The 14,196-nt window shown below is 69.2% G+C and carries 18 protein-coding genes; 10 read left to right on the top strand and 8 right to left on the bottom strand.

The window, feature by feature from the left end:
- Positions 1 to 17 precede the first annotated feature (17 nt).
- On the top strand, positions 18 to 746 hold the full coding sequence (locus ACMGDM_RS08405; RefSeq protein ID WP_436803688.1) for an SIMPL domain-containing protein: 729 nt from the start codon (positions 18 to 20) through the stop codon (positions 744 to 746).
- Positions 747 to 906: 160 nt separating this feature from the next.
- Here ACMGDM_RS08405 and ACMGDM_RS08400 read toward each other — a convergent pair whose 3' ends face one another.
- The 3 genes from ACMGDM_RS08400 to ACMGDM_RS08390 form a co-directional block, all read right to left on the bottom strand.
- Complete coding sequence (locus tag ACMGDM_RS08400) at positions 907 to 1,164, bottom strand: GlsB/YeaQ/YmgE family stress response membrane protein (protein WP_132907161.1); 258 nt, start codon at positions 1,162 to 1,164, stop codon at positions 907 to 909.
- A gap of 109 nt (positions 1,165 to 1,273) precedes the next feature.
- Positions 1,274 to 1,573 carry a CtrA inhibitor SciP gene (gene sciP, locus ACMGDM_RS08395; protein WP_219754524.1) on the bottom strand — a complete coding sequence of 100 codons (300 nt, stop codon included), beginning with the start codon at positions 1,571 to 1,573 and terminating at the stop codon, positions 1,274 to 1,276.
- A gap of 110 nt (positions 1,574 to 1,683) precedes the next feature.
- On the bottom strand, positions 1,684 to 1,866 hold the full coding sequence (locus ACMGDM_RS08390; RefSeq protein WP_436803687.1) for a hypothetical protein: 183 nt from the start codon (positions 1,864 to 1,866) through the stop codon (positions 1,684 to 1,686).
- A gap of 107 nt (positions 1,867 to 1,973) precedes the next feature.
- On the opposite strand from ACMGDM_RS08390, the gene mnmA reads away from it, so the two are divergent.
- Together mnmA and ACMGDM_RS08380 are read left to right on the top strand one after the other, a co-directional pair.
- Positions 1,974 to 3,071, top strand: coding sequence for a tRNA 2-thiouridine(34) synthase MnmA (mnmA, locus tag ACMGDM_RS08385; protein ID WP_436803686.1), 1,098 nt, complete (start codon positions 1,974 to 1,976; stop codon positions 3,069 to 3,071).
- Positions 3,072 to 3,306: 235 nt separating this feature from the next.
- Positions 3,307 to 4,014: a FadR/GntR family transcriptional regulator gene (locus ACMGDM_RS08380; protein WP_436803685.1), complete on the top strand. Its 708-nt coding sequence runs from the start codon at positions 3,307 to 3,309 to the stop codon at positions 4,012 to 4,014.
- Positions 4,015 to 4,022: 8 nt separating this feature from the next.
- On the opposite strand, the gene ACMGDM_RS08375 is transcribed toward ACMGDM_RS08380, so the two are convergent.
- Entirely contained in the window at positions 4,023 to 5,720 is a 1,698-nt protein-coding gene (locus ACMGDM_RS08375; RefSeq protein WP_436803684.1) for a class I adenylate-forming enzyme family protein, read from the bottom strand.
- Positions 5,721 to 5,785: 65 nt separating this feature from the next.
- On the opposite strand from ACMGDM_RS08375, the gene lgt reads away from it, so the two are divergent.
- The 4 genes from lgt to pgeF are packed head-to-tail and all read left to right on the top strand — an operon-like array spanning position 5,786 to position 8,971.
- On the top strand, positions 5,786 to 6,688 hold the full coding sequence (lgt, locus tag ACMGDM_RS08370) for a prolipoprotein diacylglyceryl transferase (RefSeq protein WP_436803683.1): 903 nt from the start codon (positions 5,786 to 5,788) through the stop codon (positions 6,686 to 6,688).
- Entirely contained in the window at positions 6,685 to 7,704 is a 1,020-nt protein-coding gene (locus tag ACMGDM_RS08365; RefSeq protein ID WP_436803682.1) for a class I SAM-dependent methyltransferase, read from the top strand. Before lgt ends, ACMGDM_RS08365 begins: the two co-directional genes overlap by 4 nt.
- Positions 7,701 to 8,216, top strand: a complete 516-nt coding sequence (locus ACMGDM_RS08360) for a GNAT family N-acetyltransferase (RefSeq protein ID WP_436803681.1) — start codon at positions 7,701 to 7,703, stop codon at positions 8,214 to 8,216. Before ACMGDM_RS08365 ends, ACMGDM_RS08360 begins: the two co-directional genes overlap by 4 nt.
- The gene (pgeF, locus tag ACMGDM_RS08355) at positions 8,213 to 8,971 is read left to right on the top strand and encodes a peptidoglycan editing factor PgeF (protein ID WP_436803680.1); all 759 of its coding nucleotides are present in this window, start codon (positions 8,213 to 8,215) and stop codon (positions 8,969 to 8,971) included. The genes ACMGDM_RS08360 and pgeF overlap by 4 nt, the downstream gene beginning before the upstream one ends.
- 107 nt (positions 8,972 to 9,078) lie before the next feature.
- On the opposite strand, the gene hslU is transcribed toward pgeF, so the two are convergent.
- Both hslU and hslV read right to left on the bottom strand, forming a co-directional pair.
- Positions 9,079 to 10,380 carry an ATP-dependent protease ATPase subunit HslU gene (gene hslU, locus ACMGDM_RS08350; RefSeq protein ID WP_436803679.1) on the bottom strand — a complete coding sequence of 434 codons (1,302 nt, stop codon included), beginning with the start codon at positions 10,378 to 10,380 and terminating at the stop codon, positions 9,079 to 9,081.
- Positions 10,381 to 10,506: 126 nt separating this feature from the next.
- The gene (gene hslV, locus ACMGDM_RS08345) at positions 10,507 to 11,073 is read right to left on the bottom strand and encodes an ATP-dependent protease subunit HslV (protein ID WP_436803678.1); all 567 of its coding nucleotides are present in this window, start codon (positions 11,071 to 11,073) and stop codon (positions 10,507 to 10,509) included.
- A 126-nt stretch (positions 11,074 to 11,199) separates the two neighbouring features.
- Between hslV and ACMGDM_RS08340 the strand changes: the two genes are divergently transcribed.
- On the top strand, positions 11,200 to 11,388 hold the full coding sequence (locus ACMGDM_RS08340) for a hypothetical protein (RefSeq protein ID WP_436803677.1): 189 nt from the start codon (positions 11,200 to 11,202) through the stop codon (positions 11,386 to 11,388).
- A gap of 160 nt (positions 11,389 to 11,548) precedes the next feature.
- On the opposite strand, the gene ACMGDM_RS08335 is transcribed toward ACMGDM_RS08340, so the two are convergent.
- Positions 11,549 to 11,956, bottom strand: coding sequence for a holin family protein (locus ACMGDM_RS08335; protein ID WP_436803676.1), 408 nt, complete (start codon positions 11,954 to 11,956; stop codon positions 11,549 to 11,551).
- Between the two features lie 13 nt (positions 11,957 to 11,969).
- Positions 11,970 to 12,506, bottom strand: a complete 537-nt coding sequence (locus ACMGDM_RS08330) for a glycoside hydrolase family 108 protein (protein WP_436803675.1) — start codon at positions 12,504 to 12,506, stop codon at positions 11,970 to 11,972.
- Between the two features lie 527 nt (positions 12,507 to 13,033).
- Here ACMGDM_RS08330 and ACMGDM_RS08325 point away from each other — a divergent pair.
- Both ACMGDM_RS08325 and ACMGDM_RS08320 read left to right on the top strand, forming a co-directional pair.
- Positions 13,034 to 13,222 (top strand): hypothetical protein, encoded by a 189-nt coding sequence (locus tag ACMGDM_RS08325; RefSeq protein WP_436803674.1) that lies wholly within the window; start codon positions 13,034 to 13,036, stop codon positions 13,220 to 13,222.
- On the top strand, positions 13,219 to 14,073 hold the full coding sequence (locus ACMGDM_RS08320; protein ID WP_436803673.1) for an MBL fold metallo-hydrolase: 855 nt from the start codon (positions 13,219 to 13,221) through the stop codon (positions 14,071 to 14,073). Before ACMGDM_RS08325 ends, ACMGDM_RS08320 begins: the two co-directional genes overlap by 4 nt.
- The last annotated feature ends 123 nt before the right edge of the window (positions 14,074 to 14,196 follow it).

The following is a 14,196-nucleotide window of genomic DNA, read 5'->3' as shown; positions in this document are numbered from 1 at the left end:
CAACAGGAGCTGAAACGATGAAGCGCGTCTGGGCTGGAGCGCTGTTGGCGCTGGGGAGTGTACCCGTCGCGGCGATGGCGCAGGCACCGCTGCCGATGGGGACGGTGGTGCCGGACGGTACGATTCTCGACGTGACCGCGGTCGGCCGGATCGCGCGCGTGCCGGATCTCGCCACTGTGCGCGCCGGCGTGGTGACGCAGGATGCAGTTGCGGCCACGGCGATGATCCAGAATGCACAACGCATGGCCGCCGTCGTGGCCGCGCTGAAGAGCGCAGGCATCGCACCGCGCGATATCGCCACCAGTCGCGTCGCGCTATCGCCGCAATACCGGTACGCCGAGAACCAGCCGCCTGCGATCACCGGCTATCAGGCGAGCAACGCGGTGACCGTGCGCTTCCGCGACGTCGCCAAGGCGGGGCCCGTCCTCGACGCGCTGGTACGCGCCGGCGCCAATCAAATCGACGGCCCCACCCTGTCGCTCTCCGATGCACAGGGCGCGCTTGACGCGGCACGCACCGACGCGGTGGCGCGCGCGCGCGCCCGAGCCGCGCTCTATGCCAAGGCGGCCGGGTTGACCGTCGACCGCATCGTCTCGATCAACGAGGCAGGCGAGAGCGACGGCGAGCCGCCACGACCGTTCGTGCAGATGCGCATGGCGGCGGCACGCGCGGACGAGAGCAGCGCGGTTCTCCCCGGCGAGAGCGAGCTGAGTGCGACCCTCAACGTGCGGTTTCTCCTGAAGTAAGGCGTTCCGGGGCGCGCCTCGGGACCTCAGCTGCCGGCAGGACGATCAGGACGAGGTATAAGTCGCCTCGCCAAGTTGGGAGGACCCCATAAAGCGAGAGGCGGCCACCCCATGGGTGACCGCCTCGTCAAGCTCCGCGAAGGTTACGCCGAGAAGGCGCTCAGCGCACCCGACCGCGACGAACCAGGTTCACGATCGCGAGCAGCACAACCGCACCGACCAGCGACACCAGGAACGAGTAGATCGTCAGCGGCGCATTGTTGATCGAACCGCCGGTGAACAGCAGACCACCGATGAAGGCACCGACCACGCCGACGACGATGTTCAGGAAAATGCCCTGCTGCGCATCAGTGCGCATGATGATGCTGGCGAGCCAGCCGATGACGCCGCCGATAACGAGCCAGATGATGATACCCATAACGATACTCCCCTGCGATACGCCCACACGGTGACGGGCTCTGCCGGGGAATACTCACGAGGCCGGCCCATTGTTCCGGCCCCGTAATTCTGAAAATGGGACGTCTGCGTTAGAAGTTCTGCTGCCGCTCGTAAAGCGACTTATAGTGCTGGATTCGGGTGACCCGCAGCCCCGGCATGCCCGAGCGATCGATCGCGCGCTGCCATCCGGCGAACTCCTCGACCGTCAGCCCGTAGCGCTGGCACACCTCGTCCACGGTCAACAGCCCCCCGTTAACCGCCGCGACCACCTCGGCCTTGCGTCGCACCACCCAGCGGGTGGTGTCCGCCGGCGGCAGCGAATCAAGCGTGAGCGGCTCGCCGAGCGGACCTATCACCTTGGCCGGCCGAATCTTTTGGTTCTCGATCATTCCTTACCTCGGTTTCGGGGGGTCGACCCCCTCGCTACGTTGGACCCGTGTTGTGTCCCAACCGTAACGGACGCTGGTTGAACGGGTCCTAAAACGGCGCAGTAAACGAGCTATTCATGCCTGTTCCAATGGCTCAATGCGGCGGCCGCGGTGGCGTTGAACGTGCCCGCTCCCGCGCGCTCGCCCGGTGTGGCGTCGAGCGCGCGTGCCACCTGAGCCGTACGCGACGCGAGCTGACGTCGCCGCAGCGCAGCGAGGAGCGGTGGATCGGACGCGGTCGGTTCCAGTGACATGCCCGCGCATTAGCGCGCTCGGTCTGAAGGTCGCGTAAAGTGCGCGGCAACGCTTCGTTCATTTCGGTTTACGCGGCAGGGCCGAAGGGAGTATCCGCTGACCCATCATGGACAGCGTGGATTTCCAGCTCGCGCCGGGCGCGCGCCGCATCGTCGTGGCAATGTCGGGCGGGGTCGACAGTTCGGTGGTCGCGGCGCTCGCCGCCCGCAGCGGCGCCGAGGTGATCGGCGTCACGCTCCAGCTCTACGATCATGGCGAGGCGACCAAGCGCGCGGGCGCGTGCTGCGCCGGACGCGACATCCGCGATGCGCGCGCGGTCGCGGACAAGCTGGGGATCGCGCACTATGTCTTCGATCACGAGAGCAGCTTCCGCGCCGGCGTGATCGATCAATTCGCGGACGATTACGTCGCCGGACGGACCCCGATCCCGTGCGTCCAGTGCAACATGGGACCCAAGTTCACCGATCTGCTGACGCTTGCGCGCGAGCTCGGCGCGGACTGCCTCGCCACCGGCCATTATGTCAGGCGTGTCGTCGGCGCGCACGGCGCCGAACTTCATTGCGCCGCCGATCCCGCGCGCGACCAGAGCTATTTCCTGTTCGCCACGACGCAGGCGCAGCTCGACTATCTGCGCTTCCCGCTCGGCGCGCTGCCCAAGCCGCGCGTGCGCGCGCTCGCCGCCGAACTCAGCCTGCTGGTCGCCGACAAGCCCGACAGCCAGGACATCTGTTTCGTGCCGGACGGTGACTACGCCGGTCTGGTCAAGGCGCTGCGCCCCGACGCCGCGGTCGGCGGCGACATCGTCGACCTCGCCGGACGCAAGCTCGGCGAGCATCGCGGGCTGGTGCATTACACCGTGGGCCAGCGTCGCGGGCTCGAGATCGGCGGCAGCGCGGAGCCGCTCTACGTCGTACGGCTCGAGCCCGCGACACGGCGCGTGGTGGTCGGCCCGCGCGGGGCGCTCGCGGTCGCAGCGGCGCGGCTCGAGCGGATGAACGTGCTGGGATCGCTCAGCGGCGCACTGACGGCGAAGGTCCGCTCGATGGCACGCCCAGTCCCGGCTCGGTTCGAGGGCGACCGGCTGTGCTTCGACTCACCCGAATATGGCGTCGCCCCGGGGCAGGCCGCGGTGCTGTACGACGGCGACCGCGTCCTCGGCGGCGGATGGATCACGGATACAGAGGCCGCGCTGGTCGCCGCCTGACGGCTCGAGCACGGCATCGCGGACAACGGTGCGACGTGCGTACGAGCACGATCGTCGGGCGTCTGCCGGTGTGAGCGATAACCCGGCGCGGAGCAGGTCCCGCCCGACCGGATATCCGAGGTCGCGCTGCTCGGCGCGACGGCGGGATCATCCCCGCCGGGCGCGAATTGTTAGACAATTTCCTTGCCGACCGGCGGCGACGGCCTAGACTGCCGGTCCGGGAGGGAGACAAGCGGTGGCGAACGAAGAGCGTCGAGGCCCTGCGCACGTCACGCTCGCGCGCACGCTCGGCGTTGCGATCGTCACGGGTCAGTATCCGACCGGATCGGTCCTGCCCGGTGAACTCGAACTGGCGGGGCAGTTCGGCGTTTCGCGCAGCGTCATTCGTGAGTCCCTGCGCATGCTGAGCGCCAAGGGACTGGTCGAAAGCCGCCCGAAGGCGGGCACGCGGGTGCGGGACCGCGCGCTGTGGAACCTGCTCGATCCCGAACTGCTCGCCTGGATGTTCGAGGGGGCGCCCCCACCGGGCTTCGTTCGCAGCCTGTTCCAGCTGCGCATGATCGTCGAGCCCGCCGCAGCCGAGCTCGCCGCGGCGCAGCGCAGCGCCGCGCAATTGTCCCGGATGGGGCATGCGCTTGAGGTGATGGCGCAGCAGGGCCTGCGCACCCAGGAAGGGCAGAGCGCGGACCAGCGTTTCCACGCCGCAATCCTCGAGGCGACCGGCAACGAGTTGCTGGTGAGCTTGTCGAGCAGCATCGCGGCGGCGGTGCGCTGGACCACCTTCTTCAAATATCGCGTGCCGCTCCAGTATCGCGACCCGATCCCGCTGCATCGCGAGCTGTTCGAGGCGATCGCCAACGGCGACACGGCCGCGGCGCGCTCGACCACCGAGCAGCTGATCGCGCAAGCTGGCCTCGACACCGAGCGCGCCTTGGTGGCCTGAGCCCGACCCTACCTCGCCTCGGCCTCGGCAATCGCGCGATACCGCCGGCGCAGCGTGATCTTGTCGATCTTCTCGGTGCCGAGCCGCGGCAGCGGCGCATCCTCGATCCACAGCCGCGCCGGCACCTTGAACGCCGCGACATGCTGGGTAAGGAAGGCGATGAGATCCTCGCACGCCACCCCGCCCGCCTCGCCAAGGTGCACCACCGCGCCCGGCACTTCGCCGTAGCGCGCGTCCGCCAGTCCGAAGACGGCCGCCTCCGCCACCAACGGATGGGCGTAGAGCGCGGCCTCCACCTCCTGGCAGCTGATGTTCTCGCCGCCGCGGATGATGATGTCCTTCTTGCGATCGACGATGAAGAGGTAACGGTCGGGATCGAGATAGCCGAGGTCGCCGGTGCGGAAGTAGCCGTCGGCGGTGAACGCTGCTTCGGTATCCGCCGGGCGCCCCCAATATTCCTGGAAATTGGCGGCGGAGCGGATGCCGATCTCGCCCGTCGCGCCCTGGGGAAGGTGGTTGCCGGCGTCGTCGAGGATCGCCAGCTCGACCAGGGGTGCGGAGGCTCGGCCGGCGGATTCGGGCTTGGCGGTATAATTGCTGCGCCAGTTGCCGGTGCCGATCGCGTTGGTCTCGGTCAGGCCATAGCCGATCAGCGGCGCGCCGGTGAGCTCGGCGTCGATCCGGCGGACATGCTCGACCGGGCGGGGCGCCCCGCCCGCGGCGAAGTCGGTGACGCTCGACAGATCGTAGCGCGCGCGCTCGGGGTGATTGACCAGTTCGAAGCTCATCAGCGGCACGCCGACGAAATACGTCACCTTCTCGCGCTCGATCAATCGCATCGCCTGCTCGGCGTCCCACTTGGGCATCAGCACCAGCTTGCGCCCCATCGCGAAGCTCTGGAGCAAGGTGGGCACCATCGCGGTGACGTGGAACAGCGGAAGGTTGAGCAAGGTGGCGGGCTGGAGCCCGCTGAGCTGACCGTCCTGCGCCGCGATCCCCAGCATCATCAGCGCGGAAGCGAGAAAATTGAACGTGCCTTGCAGCACCTGCGTGTGGGTCGACAGCGCACCCTTGGAGCGCCCGGTCGAGCCCGAGGTGAACAGGATCGTGGCGCGGTCGTCCCCGCTGAGCGACGGCAGGACCGCAGCGTCGCCGCGCGCCAGCACCGCGGCGAGCGCCAGCTCGACCGGCTGGAGATCGTCGAAGGTCTCGACCGCGACCGTTACGCCGGGCATCTCGGCGAGCCGGCGCGCGCGCGGCGCGTCCGCGAACACCAGTGTGACGTCGACCTCCTCGAGCGCGGCGGCCATCTCCTCGGCCTGCCACCAGCCGTTGAGCAGCGTCGCGACGCCGCCGGCCATGACGATCGCCATGTAGAGCACGATCCACGACGGCGAGTTGCGCGCCGCGATCGCAACGCGGTCCCCGCGGCGGATGCCATAGCCAGCGACCAAGGCACGCGCGGTGCGAATCGCGAGGTCGTGGACCGTGCCGAAGGTTAGTCGCTCGTCGCCGGCAACAAGGAACTCGACGGCGCGGTGCTGCTGGCAGAAGTGCGCGAAATACGCCGGCAGCGTCGGCGGGGCGGCCGCGATCATCGGCAGCGTCCGGCCGAAACGTTCGATGCTTCCGAGCGGTAGCTGGCCGCCGTCGGCGGTCAGCGCCGCCATCACCGCATCCATCCGCCGATCGAGCTCCGAAGGCATCACTCTCTCCGCTTGGGTTTGTGCTTTGCTCCCCTTATGCAGGCGCCATTGAGAAGGGGAAAGCCTTGATCCTGTCCGCCCTCGCCGCCGCCGCTCCGGGTGCTGGCACCGCTACCGACTACGTCCGTTTCGCCGATCTCGGGCTCCATCCCGATGTCTTCTCGATCGGCGTGTTCACCCTACGCTGGTACAGTCTGGCTTATATCGCGGGCATCGTCGTCGGCTGGTGGTATCTGCTCAAATTGCTGGCCCAGCCCGGCGCACCGATGGCGCGGCGCCACGCCGACGATCTCGTCTTCTATGCCACGCTGGGCATCATTCTCGGCGGACGGATCGGCTATGTGCTGTTCTACGCACCCGAGATGCTGACGCGGCCACTGTCGATCCTGCGGCTGTGGGACGGCGGCATGTCGTTCCACGGCGGCGTGATCGGCACGTCGCTCGGGCTCATCTGGTTTGCGCGGAAGAATGGGCTCAACTGGCTGCGCGTCCACGACTATGTCGCCTGCGCGGTGCCCTTCGGCCTGTTCTTCGGGCGGCTCGCCAATTTCGTCAACGGCGAGCTGTGGGGCAAGCCCGCGAGCGTGCCCTGGGCGATCGTGTTCGAGCGCACCGTTCCCTATGGCGTGCCGGAGCCGGCGCGCCACCCGAGCCAGCTCTACGAGGCCGGGCTTGAGGGCATCGCGCTGTTCCTGCTGCTTTGGTTCTTCTTCTGGCGCACCGACGCGCGCTACCAGCCGGGCAAATTGGTCGGCCTCTTCCTCGCCGGCTACGGCCTGGCGCGCTTCACCGTCGAGTTCTTTCGCGAGCCCGACGCCCAGTTGCGCACCTTCGCCGAACAAACCGGGCTGCACATGGGCCAGTGGCTGTGCGTCCCGATGATCCTGGCGGGCGCCGCGCTGATCGTCACCGCGCCGCGCCGCCGCCAGCGTGTCGAGCCCACCGTCGGGCTGGACAGCGTGGCGTGAGCGAGCCGCAGCTCGCCGAGCGTCTGGCGCGCGCGATCACGCTGGGCGGGCCGATCCCGATCAGCCAGTTCATGGCCGCCGCCAACGCGCATTATTACGCGACGCGCGATCCGCTCGGCGCGGCGGGCGACTTCACCACCGCGCCCGAGATCAGCCAGATGTTCGGCGAGCTGATCGGCGCTTGGGCGGCCGACCTGTGGGATCGCGTCGGACGCCCCGCGGTGGCGTGGGTCGAGCTCGGCCCCGGCCGCGGCACGCTCAGCGCCGATGCGCTGCGCGTGATGGCGCGCGCCGGGCTGACCCCGCCCGTCCACTTCGTCGAAACCAGCGCGACCTTGCGCCAGGCTCAGGCCGAGCGGCTGCCCGACGCCACCTGGCATGACTCGCTCAACACGCTCCCCGAGGACGTGCCGCTCCTGGTGGTCGCCAACGAGTTTTTCGACGCGCTGCCGATCCGCCAGCTCGTCCGCCGCGCCGACGCGTGGCACGAGCGGCTGGTGGCATGCCAGGACACGGTGTTCGTGCCGATCGCAGGCGCATCGGTGCCCGACACGATCGTGCCGCCCCCGCTGCGCGACGCCGGGCCGGGCGCGATCATCGAGACCTCGCCCGCCAGCGTGGCGGTGATGGCGGACCTCGCCGCGCGGATCGTCGCGCAGCGCGGGGCAGCGCTGGTGATCGACTATGGCTATGAAGGCCCGGCGATCGGCGAAACGCTGCAGGCGGTGCGCGCGCATCGCTTCGCCAACCCGTTCGAGGCGCCCGGCGAGCAGGACCTGACCGCGCACGTCGACATGGCGACGCTGGGTCTGGTCGCCACCGCCTCGGGCGCGCGCCTCACCGGACCGGTGGCGCAGGGCGCGTTCCTGCGGGCACTTGGCATCGATCAGCGCGCCGCGATACTGGGCGCGCGCGTGACAGAGGACCGCGACCGACTGGTCGAGCAAATGGGGGAATTGTTCAAGGTGATCGCCGTGACACACGACCAATGGCCGCAGCCCGCGGGGTTTGCATGATCCCGCGCCCGAAACTCCGCCCCGCCACCGTCGACGACGCCGCCAGCCTCGCCGGCGTGGCGCGCGCCACCTTCACCGAGACGTTCGGCACGCTCTATTCCGCCGCCGATCTCGCCACCTTCCTCGAGCAGCATACGCCCGAGGACTGGGCGCGCGAGGTTGCCGACCCCGCTTACGCGGTGCAGATCGTCGAAATGGGGCATGTCGCGGTCGGCTACATCAAGCTGGGCCCGCCGAAACTGCCCTTCACCCCGCCGGAGGGCGCGATCGAGTTGCGGCAATTCTACCTGCTCCAGCCGTGGCAGGGCGCCGGGCTCGGGCCGGAGATGATGGAATGGGCGCTCGCCGAGGCGCGCGCGCGCGGTCATCAGGCGATCTACCTCTCGGTGTTCAGCGAGAACCATCGCGCGCGGCGGTTCTACGCCAAATACGGCTTCGAGGACGTCGGCCCGTATCAATTCATGGTCGGCGACCATGCCGACGAGGACATCGTCATGCGCCTCGCGCTGTGAACGCGCCCGAGCCGTCGCGTGCCCGGCTGCTCGGCGCGACGCCGCACGGCTTCTTCGGGCGGCACGGCGGTGTGTCGACCGGGCTGTACGCGGGGCTCAACTGCGGGATCGGCTCGGACGACGATGCCGCGGCGGTCGCCGCGAATCGCGCCGCGGCGATGGCGGCGGTCGTGCCGGGGGCGTGCCTGCTGACGCCCTATCAGGTGCATTCGGCCGACTGCGTCCGCGTCGACGCGCCGTTCACCGACCGCCCGCAGGCCGACGCGCTCGCCACCGCGACACCGGGGCTGGCGCTCGGCGTGGTCACCGCGGACTGCGCCCCGGTGCTGCTCGCCGACCCCGTCGCCGGCGTGGTCGCGGCGGCGCACGCGGGGTGGAAGGGCGCGCTCGGCGGAGTGACCGACGCCACCGTCGCCGCGATGGAGGCACTCGGCGCGGCGCGCGAGCGGATCGTCGCCGCGGTCGGGCCGTGCATCGCGCGCGCGAGCTACGAGGTGGACGCGGGCTTCCGCCAGCGCTTCCTCGACGACGACGCGGCCAACGAGCGCTTCTTCGCCGACGCCCGCGCCGGCCACGCGCGTTTCGATCTCGAAGGCTATGTCGCGCACCGGCTCGCCGCCGCGGGGGTGGTGCGGGTCGAGACGCTCGGCCTGGACACCTACGCCGACGAGCGACGCTTCTTCAGCTACCGCCGTTCGACTCACCGCGGCGAGCCGGGCTACGGCCGCCAGATCGCCATCATCGCGGTCGGTTAGGCGCTGGCGAGGCCGCTCGCTCTCTCGCGGGACAGAATAAAGCACTCACCCCGGCGACGACACCTTCGACGCCCCCGCGCTCCCCCACCCCGCCGTCACGGCGCGCCTTACAGCACGAAGCGGCTGAGGTCCGAGTTGCGCGCCACGCTCGCCAGCTGCTTGTCGACATAGGCCGCGTCCACCACCAGCGCTTCGCCGGCCCGGTCCTCGGCGTCGAAGCTCACCTCCTCCAGCAGCTTCTCCATCACCGTCTGCAGCCGCCGCGCACCAATATTCTCGATCTCGCCATTCACCTCGGCTGCGATCCGCGCCACCGCGCGGATGCCGTCCTCGGTGAACGTCACCTCGACGCCCTCGGTCGCGATCAGCGCGCGATATTGCGCCGGCAGCGACGCCTTGGTGTCCGACAGGATCGCGACGAAATCGTCCTCGGTCAGCCCCTTGAGCTCGACGCGGATCGGCAGTCGGCCCTGAAGCTCGGGCAGCAGGTCACTGGGCTTGGCGACGTGGAACGCGCCCGAGGCGATAAAGAGGATATGGTCGGTCTTCATCGGGCCGTATTTCGTCGAGACGGTCGTGCCCTCGATCAGCGGCAGCAGGTCGCGCTGCACGCCCTCGCGGCTGACCGAGCCGCCGCGCACGTCGCTCACCGCGATCTTGTCGATCTCGTCGAGGAAGACGATGCCGTTGGCCTCGGCATCGGCGAGCGCGACGCGGCTGACCTCGTCCTGGTCGAGGCGCTTGTCGGCCTCCTCCTCGACGAGCTTCTCCCACGCTGCGGGCACCAGCAGCTTGCGGCGCTGCTTCGGCCCGCCGCCGAACGCCTTGCCCATCATCTCGGACAGGTTGATCATGCCGACCGACCCCTGCCCGCCGGGCAGCTCGAACGGCATCGCCGGCGCCTGCTGGAGCTCCAGCTCGATCTCGGTCTCGGCGAGATGGCCGTCGCGGAAGCGCTGCTTGAAGCTCTCGCGGGTCGCCTGGCTCGAGTCCTTGCCCACGAGCGCATCGAGCAGCCGGTCCATCGCCGCGGCTTCCGCCTTGTCCTTCACCGCAAGCCGGCGGCGCTCCTTCTCGAGCCGCACCGCCTCCTCGACGAGGTCGCGCGCGATCTGCTCGACGTCGCGGCCGACATAGCCGACCTCGGTGAACTTGGTCGCTTCCACCTTGACGAAGGGGGCGTCGGCGAGCTTGGCGAGGCGACGGCTGATCTCGGTTTTGCCGCAGCCGGTCGGCCCGATCATCAGGATGTTCTTGGGCGTCACCTCGTCGCGCAGATCGGGCGACAGCTTTTGCCGCCGCCAGCGATTGCGCAGCGCCACCGCGACCGCGCGCTTGGCGTCCTTCTGGCCGATGATGTGCGCGTCGAGCGCGGCGACGATCGCCTTCGGAGTGAGATTGTCATTCATGTAGAATCAAAGCCTTCATCGGCGAATGTTGAGAAAGTTGAGACGGGAGGACGAATGTTGAGGGTCGTTGCCGCGGTCCTCTCGCTCTCCTTGCCCCCCCTCCCCTTGGCGGGGGAGGGAGAGGTCTCACGTCGCGCTGTCCAGCGCCTCAATCGTCAGCCGGTCGTTGGTGTAGACGCACACCTCGGCGGCGATCGCCATCGCGCGGCGGCAGATCGTCTCGGCGTCCTGCTCATAATCGACCAGCGCGCGGGCGGCGGCGAGTGCGTAATTGCCGCCCGAGCCGATCGCCGCGATCCCCGCCTCGGGCTCGAGCACGTCACCGTTGCCGGTGAGGATCAGCGTCACCTCCTTGTCCGCGACGATCATCATCGCCTCCAGGTTGCGGAGATACTTATCGGTGCGCCAGTCCTTGGCCAGCTCCACCGCGGCGCGCATCAGATGCCCGCCGTGGCGCTCCAGCTTGGCTTCGAGCCGCTCGAACAGGGTGAAGGCGTCGGCAGTGGCGCCGGCGAAGCCGCCGATCACCTTGCCGTCTCCCAAGGTGCGCACCTTGCGCGCATTGGGCTTCATCACGGTCTGGCCCATCGAGACCTGGCCGTCGCCGACCACGACGACCTTGCCGCCGCGTCGAACCGAAAGAATGGTGGTGCCGTGCCAGACCGGCGCGGCGTGTGGATCGTTCCCGCTCATGCCGCGCGATATGGGGTCCCGGTCGGGGCTTCGGCAAGTGTACCCGGAAAGGACGAGAATCTGTAACCCAGGCGATGGTATCACGCGCGCGACGGCGGCATAGCGGCGGCCGGAGAGTGAGTAGCGATGATCACCGATAGGGACCGGCTGTATTTCCAGAGCCGCGCCGAGGCCGAACTCAAGCTGGCCGCCGAGGCCGAGAGCCCGGCGGTCTGCCGCGCGCATTATGAGATGGCGACGCAATATCTCGAGGCCGCGCACGGCGCGCACATGCGCCTGCCGCCCGATCCGCAGCGATTGACCCGGCACGGGTGAGGCGCTCTCGATCCTTCCTGCATCACGGGCAGGTGGACCGTCCGGCGCCGCCGGGTGGTGGAGGGGGAGCTTCCGCAAGCGCCGCGTTGTGGGGAGAGCCCCCTCCACCCCCGGCTTCGCCGGCGGTCTCCCTCCCTACCAAGCGGGGAGGATCTTCACGTCACCGCGCCTTCGCCCGGCCCCATTCGCGCGCCACGGTGTAGCCGAGGTAGCCCGTCGCGAAGAGCGTGTAGAGCGGCTCCGGCAACCCCGCGAGATAGGCGTTCATCCCGCGCGCGATCGCGCTCGCCGTCTCCGGCCGCGTCGCGGCAATGAGCCCCATCGGGATGCTCCACAGCAACAGCGCGTACATGACGTAGAGAAAGCTCGGTCGCGCGCGGCTGGTCCAGGGATCGGCCGATTGCGCCTCCGCCACCACCGCGGCGAGCTGCGCCTTCACCTGCTCCAGTTCCTGTGTGCCCTGGAGCCGCAGCAACTCCAGCTTCGCCGCCTCGCGGGCGTGCGGATCGGGAATGAGCTTGTCGAGCAGCCCGGCGACGGGCGCGATCACTCCATCGAAAAGTGCCATGTCGCTTCTCCGCTCAGCCGACACGCTGGGCGAGCCAGCCGTACAGGAATGCCTCGTCGGCGGGACGCTTCTCGGCGAGCCTGACGTAGCGCTCGCCCTGGAGCGCGTCGATCGCCTTGACCAGCACGGTCTCGGCGACGGCGCCGCGGGTCGCGAGGAAGCGGTCGAGCGCGGCGAGCGTGCCGGCGCCGACGCGGCCGTCGAGCGGCACGTCGGGATAGTCGCTCGCCCCCCGGTTGAGCGCGTTGAGCGCGCGCTGGAGGAAGGTGGTGGCGGTCGCCGGGCCCATGTTGACGCCGGTATCGAACAGCTCGGCGGCGAGCCGGGGAGCGTGCTCCGCGATGCGATCGAAGCCGGGCTGGTGCCAATAGGCTCGCCGATAAATCGCCTCCGCGGCCGCTCGTGCGAAGAGGCGCATGTCGCCGGCATAGCCGTTGGCGCGCGCGACCGCCTCGGTGATGCCATAGCGCGTCGCGCCGCCGCGGTCGGCGGGATGGCGGGCATAGCCGCCCTCGCGGTCGATCACCGCGTCGATAAGCTCGTCGATCATGGGTCCTCCTGGGATCGGTGGAGGACGGAACATAGCGGGAACAGTCGCATGTAGGACAGATGCCCGATCCTTCCTCGCAAGAGGATCGTTGCGAGATTCGTTTCCGTGCTCCTGCGGAGCAGTCCCAGGTCGCATACACTGCGTGGAGTTGTTCTGCTTGGCTCTGGGTTCCGGCGTTCGCCGGAACACGGTGACGCAACACGCAGCTTGAGCGATTTCGCAACGATCCCCTGCAAGGGGAGGTGGCAGGCCGCAGGCCTGGCGAAGGGGTATTCGGTCGGCGGAAGTCGCTCCCCTCACCCCCCTTCGTCGCACTGCGCGCGCCACTGTGGGCGAGATCGTGTCCCGCGGACACGATCTTGGCTGGCCGGGCAAAAGCCAAAGACCTCACGCTCCTGCAAGGAAGGATCCCAGGGACAAGCTGCTGACGACAAACCCATATCAATCACTTCGCGCGCTCCGGACGGCAACGCCTCCCGCTCCCCACCGTTCAACCGCCGACCGATCTGCAACAAGCGAGCGAGCCGATGGCGACACCCCTCACCACCACCCGCTGGAGTGCCGCCGCCGTGGTGGCGCTGGCCGGCGGCGCCTTCCTCACAGCGCGGGCATGGCGCATGGCACGCCCTGCGATCGACGCGCGCACCCGCCGCCGCCTCGCCCCGCATGCGCGCGCGGTGGCGACCCCCAGCGCGGCCGAGATCGAGGTGGCATGATGCGAATCCATCATCTCAACTGCGGCACCTGCTGCCCCGCCGGCGGAGCGCTGTTCGACGGCACGAGCGCGGGCGCGCGCGGTCATCTGGTATGTCATTGCCTGTTGATCGAGAGTGAGTCGGGACTGGTGCTGGTCGACACCGGCTATGGCACCCGCGACGTCGCGCAGCCGCGCCGCCGGCTCGCGGACTTCTTCCTCGCTCTGTGCAACCCGCAGCTGCGTCCCGAGGAGACCGCCCGCGCGCAGCTGATCGCACGCGGCTTCGACCCCGCCGACGTCCGCCATATCGTTGTGACGCACCTCGACTTCGATCATGCCGGCGGGATCGAGGACTTTCCCAACGCCGCGGTGCACCTGCTGTCGCGCGAGCGCGAGGTGGCGGACGCGCGCGCGGGCGGCGCCTTCGTCGGCACGCGGCGCTACCGTCCGCAGCAATGGGATGAGGCGGCGAACTGGCGGCTCTATGCCGCGGGCGGCGGCGAACCGTGGTTCGGCTTCGACGCGGTGCGCCAGCTCGAGGGGCTACCGCCCGAGATCCTGCTGGTGCCGCTGGCGGGCCACACCTGGGGACATGCCGGCGTAGCGATCCAGGAGGACGACGGCCAGTGGCTGCTTCATGCCGGCGACGCTTATTTCTTCCGCGGCGAGGTCGGCAGCGAGGAGTACCACTGCCCGCCGGGGCTGCGCGGCTATCAGAAGCTGATGGAAGTCGATCGTCGCGCGCGGCTGGAGAACCAGCGCCGATTGCGGCAGCTGTCGCTCGACCAGGCGGGCACGCTGCGCATGTTCTGCGCGCATGACGTGGTGGAGTTCGAGCTTCTCGCGAAGCAAGAGGGACCGGCGTTCTGACGAGGCGTTTCCTCGCTTGTCGCGCGGCCAGTTCGCCACCGTCTCGTCAAGCCGGCCTCGAGCCGGGATGACGGGCGGACACCGGGGGGCGGAAGGAAAGTGCGTGCCGCGGACCGTCCTTGG

The sequence above is a fragment of the Sphingomonas larreae genome (assembly GCF_051400595.1).
In the GTDB taxonomy this organism is placed as follows: domain Bacteria; phylum Pseudomonadota; class Alphaproteobacteria; order Sphingomonadales; family Sphingomonadaceae; genus Sphingomonas.
Note: the sequence above shows the minus strand (reverse complement) of the source record. Positions and strands in the feature narration are given on the sequence as shown.

Excerpts from the sequence above, each read along its gene's own strand:
- ACMGDM_RS08375 (WP_436803684.1), bottom strand. The coding sequence starts at position 5,720 with ATGCCTTCGGAGCTCGATCGGCGGATGGATGCGGTGATGGCGGCGCTG.
- hslU (WP_436803679.1), bottom strand. The coding sequence starts at position 10,380 with ATGAATGACAATCTCACTCCGAAGGCGATCGTCGCCGCGCTCGACGCG.
- ACMGDM_RS08320 (WP_436803673.1), top strand. The coding sequence starts at position 13,219 with ATGATGCGAATCCATCATCTCAACTGCGGCACCTGCTGCCCCGCCGGC.
- ACMGDM_RS08340 (WP_436803677.1), top strand. The coding sequence starts at position 11,200 with ATGATCACCGATAGGGACCGGCTGTATTTCCAGAGCCGCGCCGAGGCC.
- ACMGDM_RS08335 (WP_436803676.1), bottom strand. The coding sequence starts at position 11,956 with ATGGCACTTTTCGATGGAGTGATCGCGCCCGTCGCCGGGCTGCTCGAC.
- ACMGDM_RS08360 (WP_436803681.1), top strand. The coding sequence starts at position 7,701 with ATGATCCCGCGCCCGAAACTCCGCCCCGCCACCGTCGACGACGCCGCC.
- hslV (WP_436803678.1), bottom strand. The coding sequence starts at position 11,073 with ATGAGCGGGAACGATCCACACGCCGCGCCGGTCTGGCACGGCACCACC.
- ACMGDM_RS08330 (WP_436803675.1), bottom strand. The coding sequence starts at position 12,506 with ATGATCGACGAGCTTATCGACGCGGTGATCGACCGCGAGGGCGGCTAT.
- ACMGDM_RS08405 (WP_436803688.1), top strand. The coding sequence starts at position 18 with ATGAAGCGCGTCTGGGCTGGAGCGCTGTTGGCGCTGGGGAGTGTACCC.
- ACMGDM_RS08390 (WP_436803687.1), bottom strand. The coding sequence starts at position 1,866 with ATGTCACTGGAACCGACCGCGTCCGATCCACCGCTCCTCGCTGCGCTG.
- mnmA (WP_436803686.1), top strand. The coding sequence starts at position 1,974 with ATGGACAGCGTGGATTTCCAGCTCGCGCCGGGCGCGCGCCGCATCGTC.
- ACMGDM_RS08325 (WP_436803674.1), top strand. The coding sequence starts at position 13,034 with ATGGCGACACCCCTCACCACCACCCGCTGGAGTGCCGCCGCCGTGGTG.
- ACMGDM_RS08400 (WP_132907161.1), bottom strand. The coding sequence starts at position 1,164 with ATGGGTATCATCATCTGGCTCGTTATCGGCGGCGTCATCGGCTGGCTC.
- sciP (WP_219754524.1), bottom strand. The coding sequence starts at position 1,573 with ATGATCGAGAACCAAAAGATTCGGCCGGCCAAGGTGATAGGTCCGCTC.